14 protein-coding genes are annotated in these 17,571 nt (G+C 46.2%); 8 read left to right on the top strand and 6 right to left on the bottom strand.

Annotated elements, in window-relative coordinates; translation table 11 throughout:
* Positions 1–4 precede the first annotated feature (4 nt).
* The 3 genes from mtaB to F8C67_RS12055 are packed head-to-tail and all read left to right on the top strand — an operon-like array spanning position 5 to position 2,475.
* A complete protein-coding gene (gene mtaB / locus F8C67_RS12065; RefSeq protein ID WP_407675839.1) occupies positions 5–1,333 on the top strand; it encodes a tRNA (N(6)-L-threonylcarbamoyladenosine(37)-C(2))-methylthiotransferase MtaB in 1,329 nt (442 codons plus the stop codon).
* Positions 1,334–1,382: 49 nt separating this feature from the next.
* Entirely contained in the window at positions 1,383–1,682 is a 300-nt protein-coding gene (locus tag F8C67_RS12060) for a hypothetical protein (RefSeq protein WP_151668110.1), read from the top strand.
* Positions 1,683–1,686: 4 nt separating this feature from the next.
* Entirely contained in the window at positions 1,687–2,475 is a 789-nt protein-coding gene (locus tag F8C67_RS12055; protein WP_151668109.1) for an inositol monophosphatase family protein, read from the top strand.
* 57 nt (positions 2,476–2,532) lie between these two features.
* Here F8C67_RS12055 and F8C67_RS12050 read toward each other — a convergent pair whose 3' ends face one another.
* Positions 2,533–6,237, bottom strand: coding sequence for a T9SS type A sorting domain-containing protein (locus F8C67_RS12050; protein ID WP_151668108.1), 3,705 nt, complete (start codon positions 6,235–6,237; stop codon positions 2,533–2,535).
* Between the two features lie 242 nt (positions 6,238–6,479).
* On the opposite strand from F8C67_RS12050, the gene F8C67_RS12045 reads away from it, so the two are divergent.
* Complete coding sequence (locus F8C67_RS12045) at positions 6,480–7,655, top strand: class I SAM-dependent rRNA methyltransferase (protein ID WP_151668107.1); 1,176 nt, start codon at positions 6,480–6,482, stop codon at positions 7,653–7,655.
* On the opposite strand, the gene F8C67_RS12040 is transcribed toward F8C67_RS12045, so the two are convergent.
* Positions 7,656–9,245, bottom strand: a complete 1,590-nt coding sequence (locus F8C67_RS12040) for a T9SS type A sorting domain-containing protein (protein WP_170266449.1) — start codon at positions 9,243–9,245, stop codon at positions 7,656–7,658.
* Between the two features lie 114 nt (positions 9,246–9,359).
* On the opposite strand from F8C67_RS12040, the gene purB reads away from it, so the two are divergent.
* Together purB and F8C67_RS12030 are read left to right on the top strand one after the other, a co-directional pair.
* Positions 9,360–10,700, top strand: a complete 1,341-nt coding sequence (purB, locus tag F8C67_RS12035) for an adenylosuccinate lyase (protein WP_151668105.1) — start codon at positions 9,360–9,362, stop codon at positions 10,698–10,700.
* A gap of 3 nt (positions 10,701–10,703) precedes the next feature.
* The gene (locus F8C67_RS12030; RefSeq protein WP_151668104.1) at positions 10,704–11,672 is read left to right on the top strand and encodes a succinylglutamate desuccinylase/aspartoacylase family protein; all 969 of its coding nucleotides are present in this window, start codon (positions 10,704–10,706) and stop codon (positions 11,670–11,672) included.
* Positions 11,673–11,676: 4 nt separating this feature from the next.
* Here the strand turns inward: F8C67_RS12030 and F8C67_RS12025 are convergent, their stop codons facing one another.
* The 3 genes from F8C67_RS12025 to F8C67_RS12015 are packed head-to-tail and all read right to left on the bottom strand — an operon-like array spanning position 11,677 to position 13,570.
* The gene (locus F8C67_RS12025; RefSeq protein ID WP_151668103.1) at positions 11,677–12,612 is read right to left on the bottom strand and encodes a DUF5777 family beta-barrel protein; all 936 of its coding nucleotides are present in this window, start codon (positions 12,610–12,612) and stop codon (positions 11,677–11,679) included.
* 5 nt (positions 12,613–12,617) lie between these two features.
* Positions 12,618–13,178: a YceI family protein gene (locus F8C67_RS12020; RefSeq protein ID WP_151668102.1), complete on the bottom strand. Its 561-nt coding sequence runs from the start codon at positions 13,176–13,178 to the stop codon at positions 12,618–12,620.
* Between the two features lie 14 nt (positions 13,179–13,192).
* Positions 13,193–13,570, bottom strand: coding sequence for a hypothetical protein (locus F8C67_RS12015; RefSeq protein WP_151668101.1), 378 nt, complete (start codon positions 13,568–13,570; stop codon positions 13,193–13,195).
* Positions 13,571–13,701: 131 nt separating this feature from the next.
* Between F8C67_RS12015 and F8C67_RS14335 the strand changes: the two genes are divergently transcribed.
* Positions 13,702–14,103 carry an OB-fold protein gene (locus tag F8C67_RS14335; RefSeq protein WP_170266448.1) on the top strand — a complete coding sequence of 134 codons (402 nt, stop codon included), beginning with the start codon at positions 13,702–13,704 and terminating at the stop codon, positions 14,101–14,103.
* Here the strand turns inward: F8C67_RS14335 and F8C67_RS12005 are convergent.
* A complete protein-coding gene (locus tag F8C67_RS12005; RefSeq protein ID WP_151668100.1) occupies positions 14,097–15,380 on the bottom strand; it encodes an MFS transporter in 1,284 nt (427 codons plus the stop codon). The genes F8C67_RS14335 and F8C67_RS12005 overlap by 7 nt on opposite strands.
* 68 nt (positions 15,381–15,448) lie before the next feature.
* Between F8C67_RS12005 and F8C67_RS12000 the strand changes: the two genes are divergently transcribed.
* Entirely contained in the window at positions 15,449–17,404 is a 1,956-nt protein-coding gene (locus F8C67_RS12000; RefSeq protein ID WP_151668099.1) for a tetratricopeptide repeat-containing sensor histidine kinase, read from the top strand.
* Positions 17,405–17,571 lie beyond the last annotated feature (167 nt).

Below are 17,571 nucleotides of genomic sequence, written 5' to 3'. Positions count from 1 at the left end.
GGAAATGAACGGTAAATCAGTCGCTTTTCACACGCTAGGTTGTAAACTCAACTTTGCGGAAACCAGCACAATAGCTCGTGACTTTACAGATAAAGGATACGAGAAAGTGGAGTTTGGAGAATCTGCGGACGTATATGTGATCAACACGTGTTCGGTAACTCAAAATGCCGACAAAGAATGCCGTTCCATTGTGAACAAAGCCATGCGCTCCAATCCGGATGCTTTCGTAGTAATCGTAGGTTGCTATGCGCAACTTCAACCAGAAGAAATCGCTGCAATCCCAGGGGTAGATTTAGTGTTGGGTGCCACTGAGAAATTCAAGGTAACCGACTACCTAAACGATTTGACGAAATCTGACATGGGTGAGGTTCATTCATGTGAGATAGATGAGGCAGACACCTTTGTAGGGAGCTATTCCATAGGTGAACGTACACGTGCCTTCTTGAAAGTTCAGGACGGATGTGATTACAAGTGCACCTATTGCACCATACCTAGAGCGAGAGGCATTTCTCGAAGTGACACTCTGGAAAATGTGGTTCGCCAGGCGGAGGAAATCTCACAGCAAGACATCAAAGAGATTGTACTCACTGGTGTAAACATCGGAGATTACGGTAAAGGTGAGCATGGAAACAAGCGCCACGAACACACGTTCCTTGAGCTTGTGAAGGAACTCGACAAAGTGGAAGGAATCGATCGTTTGAGAATTTCATCTATCGAGCCAAACCTCCTGAAGGACGAGACCATTGCATTTGTTTCCCAAAGCGATCGATTCGTACCTCACTTCCACGTACCTCTTCAGAGCGGGAGCAACGACATGCTCAAACGCATGAAGCGTAGATATTTGAGAGAACTTTACGTCGACAGAGTCGATTCCATAAAAACCGCCATGCCACACGCATGCATAGGCGTTGATGTGATTGTGGGATTCCCTGGAGAAACGGAAGAGCACTTCATGGAGACGTATAATTTCCTGAAAGAACTTCCTATCTCCTACTTGCATGTGTTCACGTACAGTGAGCGTCCAAATACGGAAGCTTGGGATATGGATGGCGTGGTTCCGATGAGTGAGAGAAAGCGCAGAAATAAAATGCTTCGTGTTCTTTCGGCTAAAAAGCGTCGGGCGTTCTACGAATCTCAGCTGGGTAGCGAACGTCGAGTACTGTTTGAAGGTGAAAACAAAGCAGGCTGGATCCACGGCTTTACGGAAAACTACGTGAAGGTTAAGACGCACTGGAACCCGGAGCTTGTGAACACGGTACAGCATATCAAGCTTACGGAGATAGACGATGATGGTGCTGTTCGCTTCGAGCCACTAGAGATTCCTGTGTCGTAACAACTACCGTTTTTTTTCCAAAGTCCGTGTCGTACCTTAGTGGGTACCGATGAAGGATACCAATATTCCTATTTTTGAGTTGACTGAATATCGCCTTAAACCGATGTTCAGAGATGACTTCCGAGTAACGTGGCGCAATCTTTACGGCCAATTGAAGCGAGATCAGCTCATTGGTAAGGCCGAGCTATACTCCGTTGAACCGAGTCGATTCATGTCGCTCGTAGAATGGAAAGGCTCCAACCACATACTCGAAGAACAACCCTATCTTGCGCTTGCAAATGAAATGATGGAGGTTCTCGACCGAGTGAAGGTTGTTTCGCCTCTTCAGCAATTGGAAAGCACAAAGTAATCCTATGGAACTTTCGAAAGTTTGTACTCAGACCATTCATTTGGTCCGAGAGGTTGGCATGTTCATTCGTAAAGAACAAAAGAAAGTCGCGGCGAGTGACGTAGAGCTCAAAAGTCTCAACAGCCTAGTTTCTTATGTTGATAAAGAGGCGGAGAAACGCCTCGTAAAAGGATTGCGCGACATCGTCCCTTCGGCCGGCTTCATTGCGGAAGAAGGCACGGGTGAACGAAATGACAACGGTTTTAACTGGATTGTCGACCCGCTAGACGGAACTACAAACTTCCTTCACAACCTTCCTGTGTACTCGGTCTCTGTTGCATTGCATGACGGTAAAAATCCGGTTGTTGCCGTGATCTTGGAGGTGGGACAAAATGAACTCTACAGTGCCTACAAGGGAGGCGGAGCATACTGCAATGGAGAGTCGATTCGCGTATCGTCGAATGACTCGCTGAGCAACGCACTTGTCGCCACTGGATTTCCTTACTACGACTTTGAGAAAATAGACGAGTACTTGCAGTTGTTGAAGGACTGTTTCCAAAAAACGCGCGGGGTCCGACGCTGGGGATCTGCGGCGGTAGACTTGGCCTATGTGGCTTGCGGCAGGTTTGATGGATTCTTTGAGTATGGATTGAACCCTTGGGACGTTGCGGCTGGAGTGCTCTTGGTTGAAGAAGCAGGAGGCCGAGTATCGGCATTCTCTAAAACGAACGATCCTATTTTCGGGAGAGAGATTCTCGCATCTTCCTCAAATATCAAGGAGGAGCTTACGGACCTCGTTTCCAAACATCTTTAAAAACAAAAGTCCCCACCTTTCGGCGGGGACTTTCAGTTGAAGTCTGTTGTTCTAAACTTACTTCAGAACTACGCGACGGATAGCCACCGCGTTTTCTTCGTTATAACGAATCATGTAAACTCCTTTTGGCAAGTTCGAGAGATCCATTTGGATATCTCTTGTACCAGATTGGAGGTCAACCTGAATCGTTTCAAGAATCTGACCTTGGAGATTCATCAAGTTGATCGTTGCTTCATTTCCAGTAGCTCCTTCGAATGATACGGTAACGTCGCCGTAGCTAGGGTTAGGATATACAGAGAAATTCGCAGCACCAGCTTCCGTGAGGGAGATGGTAGAGATTACAACCTGAATGGTATCATCGTCAGATCCACAGTCTGTGTAAGCTGTTACAACTACGTCATACGTCCCGTTCTGGGTGTATGTGTGCTGTGGAGTCGAACCCCACTCGATGGCAGAACCATCGTCATAATCCCAAGAAATACTGTCGGCAGTTGAACCTGTTCCATCGAAATCTACAATCGCATCTGTGAGTGTAACATTGGTGATGGTAAATGTACCTACCGCCATTGCGTTATTCACGTTAGACGTAGAAATGGTGAATGGACCAGCCCATGCAGACGTATCGCTCGTACAGAATCCACGAACGTAGAAGTCGTAAGCCGTACCTGCAGTAAGACCGCTAACAGTTTCTGTGGTATCATTAGAAACTACAGCTGTACCAGAACCTGGGTTGAAGCCAGTTGCTCCGTACTCAAGCTCATAAGCGTAAGAAGAGCCACCGTTGTTCCAGATCAAATCCAACGACGTACAGTTTACGGCTGTAGTTGTGAAGTTTGAAGGAGCTGGACAAGGGTTTGTTTCCGTAATCGTGAGGACGAAGTTACTTACCGTAGTGAAGCTGCTAAACGCCTCAACAACAACATAGTAAGTTTGACCAGGAATCACTGCCTCGCCGAGAAGCTGCGATTGCAGACCACAGTCATCATCACTTGAGTTAAGTGTTGTTTGGTTAGCATCTAGCAAGTACAAATATGTATCATAACCTGAACCACAAGTCTCAAAGTCAGCTAACGTTGTTCCTGGAGAAGGAGTGTATTCGAAGATGACTTCTACACCGGTGCGTAGGGCTAGGGTATTGCTGTAGCAAGTTGCGTTTCCAACCCATTGTCCAGAACCCGTTACTTGGATAGCATCTTGAATACTGTCTCCTTGAATTGTTCCACAAAGTGTAGTGAAGCAGTTTGGACCTGACCAAGCAGAAGTATCGCCTGGAGTACAAATTTCAGCTACGTAGAAGCAATAGTCTGTAGCATTTGCCAAGTTGCTCAGCGTAACGCTATCCGCAGTTGAAGTAATCATTGTTCCAGTACCCAGAGCAAAACCTGGAGTTCCGTATTCTATGAGGTACGTACCTGGAACGTTATTGCCGTCCCATACCAACGTAGCATTTGTGGAATCTACGTTGTTTGTGCCCAAGTTCATTGGAGCAATACACGTTGGATCCGTGCAGAATACAAATGGACCTACCCAAATGCTGTTTCCATTCGCACATGAATCTTGCACATAGAAGTCGTAGCAGGTATTTGGTGTAAGACCTGAAAGGGCGATAGTATCATTCATTGCGTTGATAACGGTACCCTGACCTGTTCCTTGAACGAAACCGCTTGGCCCCCATTCAACATTAGAGATCATCGCTGTGGAAGTGAAGAAGATATCCGCTGTGGTCGTGCCGATATTGGTTGCACCAAGTGCAGAAGGAACCGAGCATACAAGCTCGTCAACCATAACATCATCTACACCAAAACCTTCGCGCGTTACGCTACCGTCGGATGAGAATACGTGACGAATTTGAACGAAGCTCTGACCGGCAGAACCCGGGATTACGTTCGAACGAGTAACCCATTGGCCACCGTCAGTATCTTCCCACCATTGGTTATTGAGGTCGTTGTACCAGCCTGAAGCCGATCCATTATCAACCAATTTAGTCCATGTAGTACCGTCAAATGAGTACTCTACCCATCCTTCGTCGAAGTTATTCTCCGTTTCAAAGTTCATGCTAAAGGTGTACTCGAGGTCATTTACAGTTGAGCTCGCATCGAAGATGACAGTCTGTAGATACGACAATTCACTATTGTTGTATGAACCTGAAAGGTTTGTAACCCATGCGTTCGTTCCTTGACCTGCTGCTGAAATTACAGTTGCAGAAGGAGCGCCCCACTGCCATGAGCTGTTGGATCCATAAGCTATCCAGTTACCAGCATCTGCTTCGAAGTCCTCAGTGTAAGGGAATGTATTCACGATTGGCTGTAATGTAGTTACAGAGAACGGACCTACCCAAAGGCCAACATTTCCTGGGCTACAAGAATCTTGAAGATAGATGTCATATGTAGTTCCTGGCAAGAGACCTCCGATCGTATCAGTTCCTGTTGCTCCCTGAATCATTGTACCAGAACCTTGTGTAAACCCAGCAAGACCATACTCAATATTCGAGAAGCCTGATGAAGAGGTCCAGCTAATTCCGAGTGAATCAGTGCTGATAAACGGACTAGCAAATGCAGAAGGAACTCCGCATGTTAGAGCTTGTAGACCGAAGTCATCAATACCAACACCTTCACGACTAACACTACCGTCAGACGAGAATGCAAAACGGAACTGAACGATGCTCTGTCCAGCAATATTTGCCAAGATGATACTTGAACCATTCCATCCGTTGTTGGTGTTTTCCCACCATTGGTTGCCCAAGTCGTTGTACCAGTTAACGGCAGTGCCATTGTCTACCAACTTGGTCCAAGTGAGACCGTCTGTAGACATCTCTACCCAAACTTCATCGAAGTTATTCTCTGTTTCGTAGAATAGGTCAAAAGTCAAAATGAAACTTCCTGTCTCTGCTGAAAGATCGAACACGGCTGAAGTCAGGAAAGAGTTTTCACTATTGTTGTAGTCACCCGATAGATTTGTAACCCAAGCGTTGCTCGGAGAGCTACTACCCGTAATTACTGATCCGGCTGGTACGCCCCACTCCCACGATGAATTCGTACCACTAGGCAAGAAGAAGCCATTGTTAGATTCGAAGTTTGTGAAGAAAGGGAAAGTGCTAATTACAGGCTGAAGGCTTCTGAAAGAATATGGGCCAGTCATGTTCGCAATACCGTTTCCTGAACCAGAGCAGTCGGTAGTAATGTATACATCAACGCACTCAGAGGCCATTAGACCAGTAATTGTGTAATTATTGGTAGTTGCCGAAACTACAGTTCCTGTACCTTGACCAAACCCGCAAGGTCCCCATTCAATTGTGTAGGACGACGCATTTGCAACAGCCGGCCATGAAACAGACACACTTGAGCTAGTGGCCGAATCAAGCGTCATTGAATTCACTGACACACAAGTAGGGCAAAAAGCCGTAGTATCCACATTCAAACCAGCAGATGGACCAGAACCAGAAGCGAAAATGCTCGCCTGATTCGCGTCAAAAAGCTCGAATGAAACTTCACTCTGGTAAAGACCAGTAGCGTTATACGTAATTTGAATGGTATCTCCAGTGTTAACTGTAAGAACAACTGTTGTGTCGAATCCATTACTCAAGGTGTAGTTTGTTGTTACTGCACCTACACGGACATCAACGGTGTTCCCGTTCCATCCGTCGCCAAAGGAATCATCCAAACTCAGTTCATAAGAACACTGAGCTAGAGCCTCTGAGTTAAACAATGGTGAAAGCAAGAGAGCGAAAATGCCCAGCCACTTCCACGGAGTAGCGTTTTTCATAGTAAAGCGAAATTTTTGGATTGTGTAAAGCGTTTCCCAACACAAAGTTCACAAATAAACACCGTTTGTTACAATATTTACACTTTAGAGGGCTTTGTGTTTAAAAACACCCTAATGTAGGCATCTCCTATTAGAATCATAACATATCTATATTCATTGTTAAGAATATTTCTACTATTCTTCAATAACCACTTCGAAATCAACCCACTGTGCCGTGAACAATTTGGGCGTACCTTTGCGGCATGAACTACAAGGAAGTCAGACTAGCCAAGGGAAAGGAGCGCGCCCTCCAAAGAAAACATCCCTGGATTTTTAGTGGAGCAATAGCGTCAGAGAAGCACTGCGAAGAAGGCGACATCGTTCGTATCGTCGATTCTAAAGGTGAATTCCTCGCCGTTGGCCATTACATGTCACCAAAGGCTTCCATTCGAGTTAAGGTCTTAACATACCTAGATGAACTCATCGACCTCTCCTGGTGGAAGGATAGAATTCGAAACGCATTCGAACTTAGACAAGAGATTGGTCTGACCGATAGCATAGAAACCAATGCGTATCGACTGTTTTTCGGGGAGGGCGACTTTGTACCTGGAATTGTAATGGATTGGTACGATGGACATGTCGTGCTGCAAGCACACACTCTGGGAGTCCACAACCAACGCGACGTAATTCTTGCCGCACTCAAAGATATCTTGGGCGAATCGCTCAAAACCGTCTATGACAAGAGTGGTGAATCCCTCCATCACGAGCACATTCAAAGCGAATTCCTGTTCGGCAACACACCATCTACAACCATTCGCGAAAATGGAAACTCATTCGTAGTGAACTGGGTTGAAGGGCAAAAGACCGGGTTCTTCCTAGATCAACGCGACAACCGCCAATTGGTAGGCCACTTCTCAAAGGGAAAGAAAGTATTAAACGCTTTCGCCTATACAGGAGGGTTCTCCGTCTATGCACTGAACGCCGGAGCTAAAGAAGTCCACTCTGTAGACCTTTCCGAGTTGGCTTGTCGTCTCGCCGATGAGAATGCCAAGCTAAACCGTGCATCCGATCGACATACGTCTGAAGCGAGCGATGTACAAGTGTTCCTCAAATCAATGGACCGTGATTACGACATTGTGATTCTCGACCCTCCTGCCTTTGCCAAGAGACGAAAGGCTGTCCACAACGCCATTCAAGCGTATAAAAGGCTGAATGCATCTGCTATCAAAAACATGAGACCGGGTAGCATTCTTTTCACCTTTTCATGTAGCCAAAATGTAACTCCTCAAGTATTTGCCGACACGCTTCGTGCGGCTGCAATAGAAGTAGGCAGACCGATACAAATCCTCAAGGAATTGCGTCAGCCTGCCTGTCACCCCGAGAATTTGTATTTCCCGGAAGGTCATTATTTGAAAGGATTAATGCTACGCGTGCTTTAGTTATTGCACAATGAGTCGCTTTTGAACCGTCCCATCGCCGTATTTAAGCTGTAGAAAGTACACCCCATTTGCCAAATTAGTAAGGTCGAGTTCCACAGTACTTGCATCTACAACATTGGATTGTAATTGTCTGCCACTCCGATCTAAGATTACTACTTCGGTGACTTTCAAATCTGAACTCCATTCAATCCTACACGAAGTTCTCGCCGGATTGGGATACATCATCACCGAACTAGCCAGTTGCTCATCCACACTCCATGGCACGACATTAACTGTGAACAGAACGGTATCGACCGAACAACCGAAAATCGCCACCATGGTTGCATTATAGACACCGGCAACGGAATACGAGTGAGTTGGTGTCCACCCCACTTCCCATGCGGAACCGTCACCGAAGTTCCAAATTAGACTGTCAGCAGTTGAGCCTGTACCGTCAAATTGATATCGAGCTTTACCGTTCACAATTCCCAAGAAGGATGAGCTGTAACTAGCCACTGCAGACTGCCCGGATGATTTCGATGTCGAAACCGTTAGAGGTCCAGCCGCCGCCGAAGTATCAAAAGAACAAAGTGTGCTTACATATACATCATACGTGGCGCTCGCACTGAGGTTCGTGAGTAAATGAAAGGTGTCCGTAACCGTAACCATAGTTCCATTCCCCTGGGTGAACCCTGAAACTCCGTATTCTACCATGTAAGATGCTCCGTTCGCAGAGTCCATCCAGGTTAAGGCTATGGCATCACACCCCGCCACCGTACTGTCCAAATTATACGGCGTTGAACAGACAGGCGGCGTGAAACTGACCTTTTCTTCAATGTTGAAATAAATCCCAGATCCACAAGAATCATTCTGCTCAACTTCTACCACGATATAGTATCGCATGTTCGGGTTGACTTGTAACCTGTCAATTTTCTCACTTTTATGGATGGTGTTCCACGGCGAAGGCGGTCCCACTCCACACGTGGTGTTTGTAGTGGATAATAACTGCTGGTTCGAGTCGAGCACAAACAGCCTTGTAGTGTCTAGCGAAGAACATGTACTTATACTTACTTCTGTTGCTCCCGGACTTGGAACGTACTCCCAAACCACGTCAACATCAGCCGTGAAACTGTGAGCGTTCGTGTAACAGTTGTCGATTCCATTCTTGCTGAATTCATAAAAATTCAATCCTGGACCGATGGAATCAAGGGTAGCCATGATGGCGTTGTTTGCGCTATCGCCTCTATAAGGACAAGGAGTACAATACTGTATGGCTGGGTTGCAAGTAAAGTTATATGCAGGTGCATTCGAAAAATAGAAATCGTAGCACTGACCACTATCCACGCCTGTTAGCGTGATTGTATCATTCGTTGCATAGTACATCCAACCTGTTCCCATTATAAAGCAAGTTGGCCCCCATTCAATTGTTACCACAGTATCCTTAGGATCTGTAAATGCAATGTCTACCGTAGTTGCAGTTTGATTGTAAAAAACAACATTGGAAACGGCATTCGCACAATTCCCCTGAGCGAATGATAGTGTTGAGACAAACGCGAATGTGAGTGTGGTGAGCAGAGCACTTGTGCGTGCTCTAAGAGTAAAGTGTTTCATGAGAGAGAGCATTAAAGAGTTTTAAAGATACACATAGTTTCACATCCATCCACGCACATCCTTTTAACCTACAGGATTTCGTACCTTCGCGCTTTCAATTCAAAGACGAAATTCATGAATCCCGAATTGTTCGCGATTTCCCCTGTAGACGGCCGTTATGCTCGTCATTCCAAGCCACTTTCTGCCTTCTTTTCAGAATACGCCCTCATCCAATATCGTGTCCGCGTTGAGATTGAGTACTTCATCGCACTCTGTGAAATGCCACTTCCTCAACTCGCCGATTTCCCTAAGGACAAATTCAATGACCTCAGAGACATCTATCTCGATTTCGATGAGGCTTCTGCCTTGCGCGTGAAGGAAATCGAAAAGACGACTAACCACGATGTTAAAGCGGTTGAGTATCTCATCAAAGAGAAGATGGAGGCACTCGGGGTAAGCAAGTGGAGCGAATTCGTGCACTTTGGATTGACATCGCAAGACATCAACAACACCGCGGTTCCACTCTCTATCGCCGAAGCTTTGGAAGAGGTGTACATCCCACTTTTAGGTGAAGTTGTAGTGACGCTTCAGCAACTTGTGAACGAGTGGGAAGACATTCCAATGCTCGCCAGAACTCACGGGCAACCCGCGTCTCCTACCCGACTTGGAAAAGAGTTCGAGGTATTCGTTGAAAGAATAGATCAACAACTTCGTCAGATTCGCCACATCCCAATGTCGGCCAAATTTGGAGGAGCCACAGGAAACTTCAACGCTCATACGGTGGCCTATCCGGATACCGATTGGCATGCCTTCGGAAATTACTTTGTGAATGAGGTGCTCGGCTTACAGCGCTCTCAGCCTACAACACAAATTGAGCATTACGACAACATGGCCGCCCTTTTTGACGCGATGAAGCGAATCAACACCATTCTCGTGGATCTCGACCGCGATGTATGGACGTACATCTCCATGGATTACTTCAAGCAGAAGATTAAGGAAGGTGAAGTTGGCTCTTCAGCTATGCCTCATAAGGTGAACCCAATCGATTTCGAAAACAGCGAAGGCAACCTCGGTATCGCAAATGCGCTTTACGAGCACCTTGCTGCGAAACTTCCAATTTCTCGTATGCAACGAGACCTCACGGATAGTACGGTTTTGAGAAACGTTGGTGTTCCACTAGCACATACGATCATCGGTTTCAACAATACCCTCAAGGGTCTTGGAAAACTGATTGTGAATAGAGATGCTTTTGAAGCAGATTTAGAGAAGAATTGGGCAGTAGTTGCGGAAGCGATTCAGACCATTCTGCGTCGCGAAGGATATCCGAAACCTTACGAAGCTTTGAAAGACCTTACGCGTACCAATAGCGTGATTAACGGTGAAGCGATATCCGTATTTATCAATGGTTTGAATGTGAGTGATGACGTGAAGGCAGAGCTCCGTCAAATTACTCCATCTAACTACACAGGTCAATAATACATGGCAACTCCGTTGGTGATTGATGGCGTAAAGGTCCCTCCAGGAAAGGAGACGATTATAGAGATTGAGGTAGCACGACTTCCGTCTGGCACGCTCATTCACATGCCTATCCATGTTTTCCGTTCAGAGAACCCCGGGCCTACCGTTCTACTCTCTGGAGGTCTGCATGGGGATGAAATCAATGGAATTGAAACGGTACGGAGACTTGCGGACAGCAAATTGCTGTCTCAGATTAATAAGGGGACCGTTATCGCGTTACCTATTATCAACGTGTACGGTTTCATTCACTTCTCACGCGAAGTGCCCGACGGCAAGGATGTAAACCGAAGCTTTCCGGGTAGTCCAGATGGTTCTCTGGCTGCTATTGTGGCCAATCACCTCACAGAAAAGATTCTTCCCGTCATTGATTTCGGCATCGATTTCCACACGGGGGGAGCTAGCCGAACGAATTATCCACAGATTCGATATAGTGCAGAAGACAAACTGGGACGTGAAATTGCCGATGCTTTTAAAGCGCCTTTCACACTAACGAGCAATGTTATTCCTGGCTCATTGCGTGGGACAGCCACCGAGCTCGGGAAGTCCATTGTAGTATTTGAAGGAGGTGAATCGCTTCGCTTTGATGAAAAGGCGATAAAGTCAGCCGTTCGCGGGACCAAGCGCGTACTTCATCATTTTGGGATGATTGATAAGAGCCCGCAAGCGAAAAAGGTGGTCCACTTCGACTCCACTTCTTGGCTGCGTGCCGATGCATCTGGTTTGTTCATCCCAACAAAGGCTTCAGGTCAGCGTGTAAAGGAAGGCGAAACCATTGGTCGAATCAACAACCCTTACAACAGCTACTCCATCAAGGTGAAATCACCGAGCAAAGGCTACATCATTGGGCATAACAACATCCCAATGGTACACAAGGGCGATGCACTCTTTCACATAGGCAATGTGGAGCGCATCGAACGTGTGACCGAATAAGTTTCTACCAAGCTGGTGACTCAATACGCTTTGGTTTCTTGAGCGTAAACACCCTTGAGATATTGAATCCAAAGAAGATATCGCCTTCGAACCAGTTTCCAGGAGTTTGAGTCATCCAATACGGATCACTTATGCTCTGTGAGTTCGTGAGGTGAAGCTGGAAAACGTGTCCTCCCGTTTCGATATCCACACCGATGGAAAACGAGTTGTTGTAGGCCGTTTCTACACCGTCAACCAATCTGGTATTTCTCGGCGCTTGAAGCATGTAATCTGCCGTAATCGCCACGCGGTTCGTCAGTTTGATTCTGCCTCCTACACCCAGACCGAAAATGGTATTGGGTTGTTCACGCGTCTGGCGAGTATTGAAGTGCACAACTGTTGGAACAAGCTCCATACTGAAACTTTCACTGAACTTGCGACCCACGATAATCTGGTTCACATAGCTAAGGCGTTCGCCAAATTTGTGCTCGAGGCCGTCATCTGGAAAACGCGTTGTATTCACGTTGAGGGAACCGTAGTAAAGAATGGACACTGGCATGTTCACAGCTCCGCTGGATTGACGGTATAATCGAGCTTTCACCCATCCGTCGTAAACCTTGGTACCGCTTGAACGACCAACACCAACGTTCAAATAATCTTTGATGGAATAATCGAAGGAGAGGCGCACTGAAGCCACATCTAATCCAAACAGATCGTACAGTGGGTCTTCCGTCAATGAACCGAATCTGTGGAGAATGATGAACTGACCGACACCTTCAGCTGGCAGTTCGGTGCTCTGAAGGTTGATTATTCGGCTCCCTTTGAACGTGGCAGAGGTGTAAACCGTTTGCTCTTCCCCTTCATCAAGCTCAGCAAGTAAGTCGTCTTGAGCATAAGTCATCGAGCCAACTACTCCGAAAATGAACAGGAGTAGAAGGTGTTTGTAGGTAGTTGTTTTCATGGGTCTTATCTATTGAGTGGCGCATACTTGGCCTTCACGGTCACCTCAAGTTCACGTGCAATGTTATCGCGCACAACCGAAGGTATTTCGATATCATGATCTGCCGGCTTTACCTTAAAGACGGTTTCGAGCAGAACATTCTCTCCTTCTACTTTTATGGTTGCAGAAACGGTTCTCTCCTGAGCCACTCCATGTACGGTAAGTGTACCCTTAATAGTTACGTTGTACGTCCCTTCTGTTTCAAAATCCACTTTGCTCAAGTCTTCAATCTGACCCGCAAAAGTGGCTTTCGGATACGTTTCTGATTCAACATAATTCTCGTTGAAGTGCTCCTGCATGAGCGCCTTTTCGAACGAGAAGCTAGTCATTAATACTTGAAATGCAATCTTACCAGTGTTCTTTTCCAGAACCGAAGAAGCTTGGTTTGATGCTGCTTCAATATCCTCAACCGCTGTAGATGAGAAGAATTTGATGTAGCCCTCGCGGGTCATCATACGTTGAGCAGATACTTGAGTAGAGGCAAATCCAATAAGTAGAAGTGCGAGTAAAAATTTAAATGGTTTCATGGTATGTGTGGTTTTTAATTTTCTGGTTTTCCAGCGGCAATCCACTTCTCAAACCCTTGAATAGTACAACGAGGAAGCTTTGGCTGTCCCAGCGGCATCATCTTCGGGTCATTCGGCTCTCGCTTGATTCGGTCGAGAACAACGTTAGCATTGTCGAACACATCTTGATAGGTGGACAAATCTAGTCCACCGCTTGAAGCACCTGAATTGTGACAATCCACGCACTCAGCGTCAATCCACGGTCTGATGCCGGCGGTATAGGTGGTGAGTACAGAATCACATTCCGGATCACGTGGACCATAGAGGTCTTCGTAATTCTCAGAATAACAACTCGTAATTATAAATGCCCCAATGAGGGTGAGAAATGAAACTCGGATTACTGCTTTGGTCATGACTTGTTCATGTTCGTGTACTATATCTACGGAACAAAAAGAGTTCCAGTTGTCTAACCTAAGAAACTTTCCGCTCGTATGGGTTACCAAAACATGAATGTCTATCTTCAAAACTCCAAATCTCCTGAACCATGACTAAAAAGATTCTCCTTATTCTCCTTGTTCTTGCCATTGGTGGCGCTGTTGTTGGATACTACATGTGGAATAAACCACACCGAGACATCCAATCGGAAGAACCGACGTACACGGGCACGGCGAGTGACCTCATTGCTATTTTGAATGAAGGTGCAACGCAGTTCGACAGCTTGTACAAAGAAGAGGTAGCGGTTATTTCTGGGAATATCACGCAAGTAGGTGAAACCAATATCACCTTAGACAACATTGTCATCTGCGCAGCGGATAGCACGGTTGACGTTTCAATGTTCCAGCGTGGGACAGATCTAACAATCAAAGGCAGAATAGTAGGCACTGAGGAGGACCTGATAGAGGGTTACATCATCAGGGTTGACAAATTCAAGCCATTAGATCAGTAAACGTACTTACTCTTTGGAATTGCAAAGAGGAAAATCAGACTGATTAGGAAGAACGCCGTTAGCGCCAGAGCTGAATTTCTGAGGTCTCCCGTGAATGCGACAAGGATTCCGACGGAGAACGTTCCAAGTGTCGTAGCCAGTTTCTCAGCCACATCATAGAAGCTGAAAAAGGTCGTATGGTCTTTTGTTTCAGGAAGCATTTTGGAATAGGTACTTCTTGCTAGAGCCTGTACCCCACCCATGACAAGTCCAACCACCCCACCGATGATCATGAACTGGGTGGTAGTTTGAACGAAATATGCTGCGATACACACGGCCACCCAAATGAATACAGCAACGGCGATGGCCTTAATATTTCCAATTTTAGAGGAGAGCTGTGCAAAGCTCCATGCGCCGAGTATTCCAACGAATTGGATGATGAGAACGGTCCCGATCAAGATTTCATCGTCGACATCTAGTACCTCTTTGCCAAACATAGTGGCGAGTAAAATCGTGGTTTGAACTCCGCAACTGAAGAAGAAGAAGGAAATCACAAAACGGCCGAGGCGTTTTGTTTTTCTGAAGACCCCAAAAACTTGAGCTAGCTCCTTGTACGCATTCTTCGCCCATCCCTTCTCAGGCTTTCTGCCATAGATATTATGAGGAAGAACGCGAAGTGGGTACATGCTCCACCCGAGCCACCAGAGGCCCACCGTCACAAACGCTATTTGCGTAGCCTGTCCTTTGCCCGCCAATCCCAAAGCTTCAGGATAGGATATTAAAGCCAAAAGAGCAATGAGCAAGAGGGAGCTACCAATGTACCCCAGGCTAAATCCGCGTGCACTAAGCTTATCTTGATCTTCTGGCGGAGCAATCTGAGGAAGGTAGGCGTTGTAAAAAACGAGGCTTCCTGAAAAACCCAGACTGGCAAAAAACGCGGCGGCTAATCCCAGAACGATTGTATTCTCGGTAAAGAAATACATCGACATACATGAGATGGAACCTAAAATGACAAAGTTTCTCATGTAATCGCGCTTCCTTCCACTCAAATCGGCAAGGGCGCTTAAGTAAGGAGAAATGATTGCTACGGTAAGAAAAGAGAGGGCTATGACCCAAGCATAGATTGCTGTACTCTCCACTTCCCAACCTAACACATTGAGTATGTTGCCATTGTCGTTGCTCGTGACAGAGCCATAGTAGATAGGAAAAATGGCCGTTGAGATAACGAGTGAATAAGCCGAATTGGCCCAATCATAAAACGCCCATGCGCGGTAGGTAGACTTGTCAGTTGGTTTCATCGATTGTTCGAAGCTAAGCAATGAATAGAACAATTGAAATTGTATTTTAGAAGAATCAACCTCACCCTATGAAATTCCTTACCAGCCTCCTCTTCCTCCTGTTGAGTTTGGTCGGGTACGCACAATCGCAAGACACACTTGTGATGTGGGCGGATACCTGTTCAAGCGCCGAAGAGCTCAACTCTTTAGTCTCGAAGGTAGTCAGGCGAAATGCCTGGAGTAATCTCGACCGTGCTCATGCAATGATAGCCATTGCCAAACCGGGAGTCTTTGCATCCGAAGACTCCACCGAGATTGGAACCTTTCTTCGCGAGCATGGCATATTACACGCTATTCGACAAGATCACGACTCAGCTAAGCATTGGTTTGAACAGGCTTTGTTGTGGCAACCTAAATCAGATTCAGGGGACATAGGATACTTGTATCGAAACTTGTGCGTAGCCCATCGACAGCTTGAAAATTACAGTAGCTCTTTGAACAGTGGCTATCTAGCCTTGCGCTATTTAGATGTAAAGGACAGTGTGATGCGACCACTCACGTACTTGGAGATGGCCAAGACGTTGTATAAACTTCAAGATTACGAGTTGAGTTATGAGTACGCTCAAAAGTCGCTAGACTACTTTGAGTCTACCGGCGACCTTTACAATCAGAGCTCTGCGAATAATTCCATCGGATTGGCGCTGATGGAGCTCGACACCATGACGAATGCGAGCATACAAGCCTTCCGAAAATCGAATAGCGTCAAGGCGTTGATGAGCGATACGATGAGTATTGTGGTGAGCCTTGCCAACATCGGAATTTCGCATTATCAGCTTGGCAATAACGACTCGGCCTTGTATTACCTGAAGTTGGTTGAATCGAAGCAGTGGTTGGATCAGACTCCGTATCCATTCATGTTGCCAATGCTTCAGGTGAATCTGTCGTCCACATACATGAGTCTCGACAATTGGCAAGAAGCTGAACGTTACGCAAAATTGGCCTACGAAGGCAGTAAAGATGCGAGCACATTTGTTTTTCAAAGGGCGTGTCACAACTTATACAAAGTCTACAACCGCCGCGGAGATGTTGAAAAAGCGCTTTCCTACTATGTTCAATTTCACAAAGCATATGAGAAGAACATCAAGGTATCGAATGATGCCCGCTTGATCACAAATGAACAGGACGTTCGCGAACAAATGCGGGTGCTCCAACTCGAAATGCTTCAGAAAGAACACTTGCTTGAAAAAGCCGAAAATGAAAAGCAGTTAAAGTGGCTCTACATTGGCCTAGGGGTGTTGGTATTTCTTGTATTGACCCTACTCCAGATGTATGCATTGATGCTCAAAAAACGAAGAGTATCTCAGGAAGCATTACTTCGTTTAAATCAGCTTGATGATGCGAAGAACAGGCTCTTTTCGATTATTGGTCATGACTTGCGCGGCCCCATTGGCAATTCACTTTTCTTATTGAAAGAGATTCCTCAACGTGGCGACAAACTATCGGCAGACTCAGCTGACATCATGGAAAATGTTCGTCAAGGTTTGGCTGAGGTAAACGGTCTTTTGGAGAACCTCTTGATTTGGGCAAAGGATCAGGCAACGGAATTAAAACTGACTAAGACGGAGGTCAATATTAACTCGGTTGTCCATCAGTGTGAGCAAATCATGACTCCTTTGCTTCCGAACCGCAGGATGAAGATGTCGTGTGCAATAGACGAGGGGTTGACATGGAACATCGATCCTAATGCATATTCCACGATAATCCGAAACTTGGTGTCCAACGCCTTAAAATATGCCCCAACTGATTCGGAGGTTGTGGTGTCCATTCACGTAGAAGAAGGCGTATTAATTACGCGGGTAAAGGATAGTGGTCCGGGCATCCCAAGGGAGGTACTAGATCAGCTCAAAAACTTAAAAGAATATCGTCCCGACACTTCCAAGGGCATGGGGCTATACTTAGTTTACATGTTGACGAAAGAACATGGGGGTGACATTGAGGTAGCAGCGTGTGAGGAGGGAAGTTATGTGGAGGTGAGGATACCGTAGGCGGCAAGGCCGCAAGACAGCAAAGCTGTAAGATGCTTCGCATAAGGCATCATAGATGCAAGACCAAAGTTTGATTGAACGGATGTGTCATCCCTGGGTTACAATGGCCTTTCTATGCTCCAGTTTTTATGACGTGATAACGATGAGGATTACTCAATCGTATACTC

It is taken from the genome of Phaeocystidibacter luteus (genome assembly GCF_008933115.1).
Taxonomy (GTDB): domain Bacteria; phylum Bacteroidota; class Bacteroidia; order Flavobacteriales; family Schleiferiaceae; genus Phaeocystidibacter; species Phaeocystidibacter luteus.
This window is presented reverse-complemented; position numbering and strand designations above follow the sequence as displayed.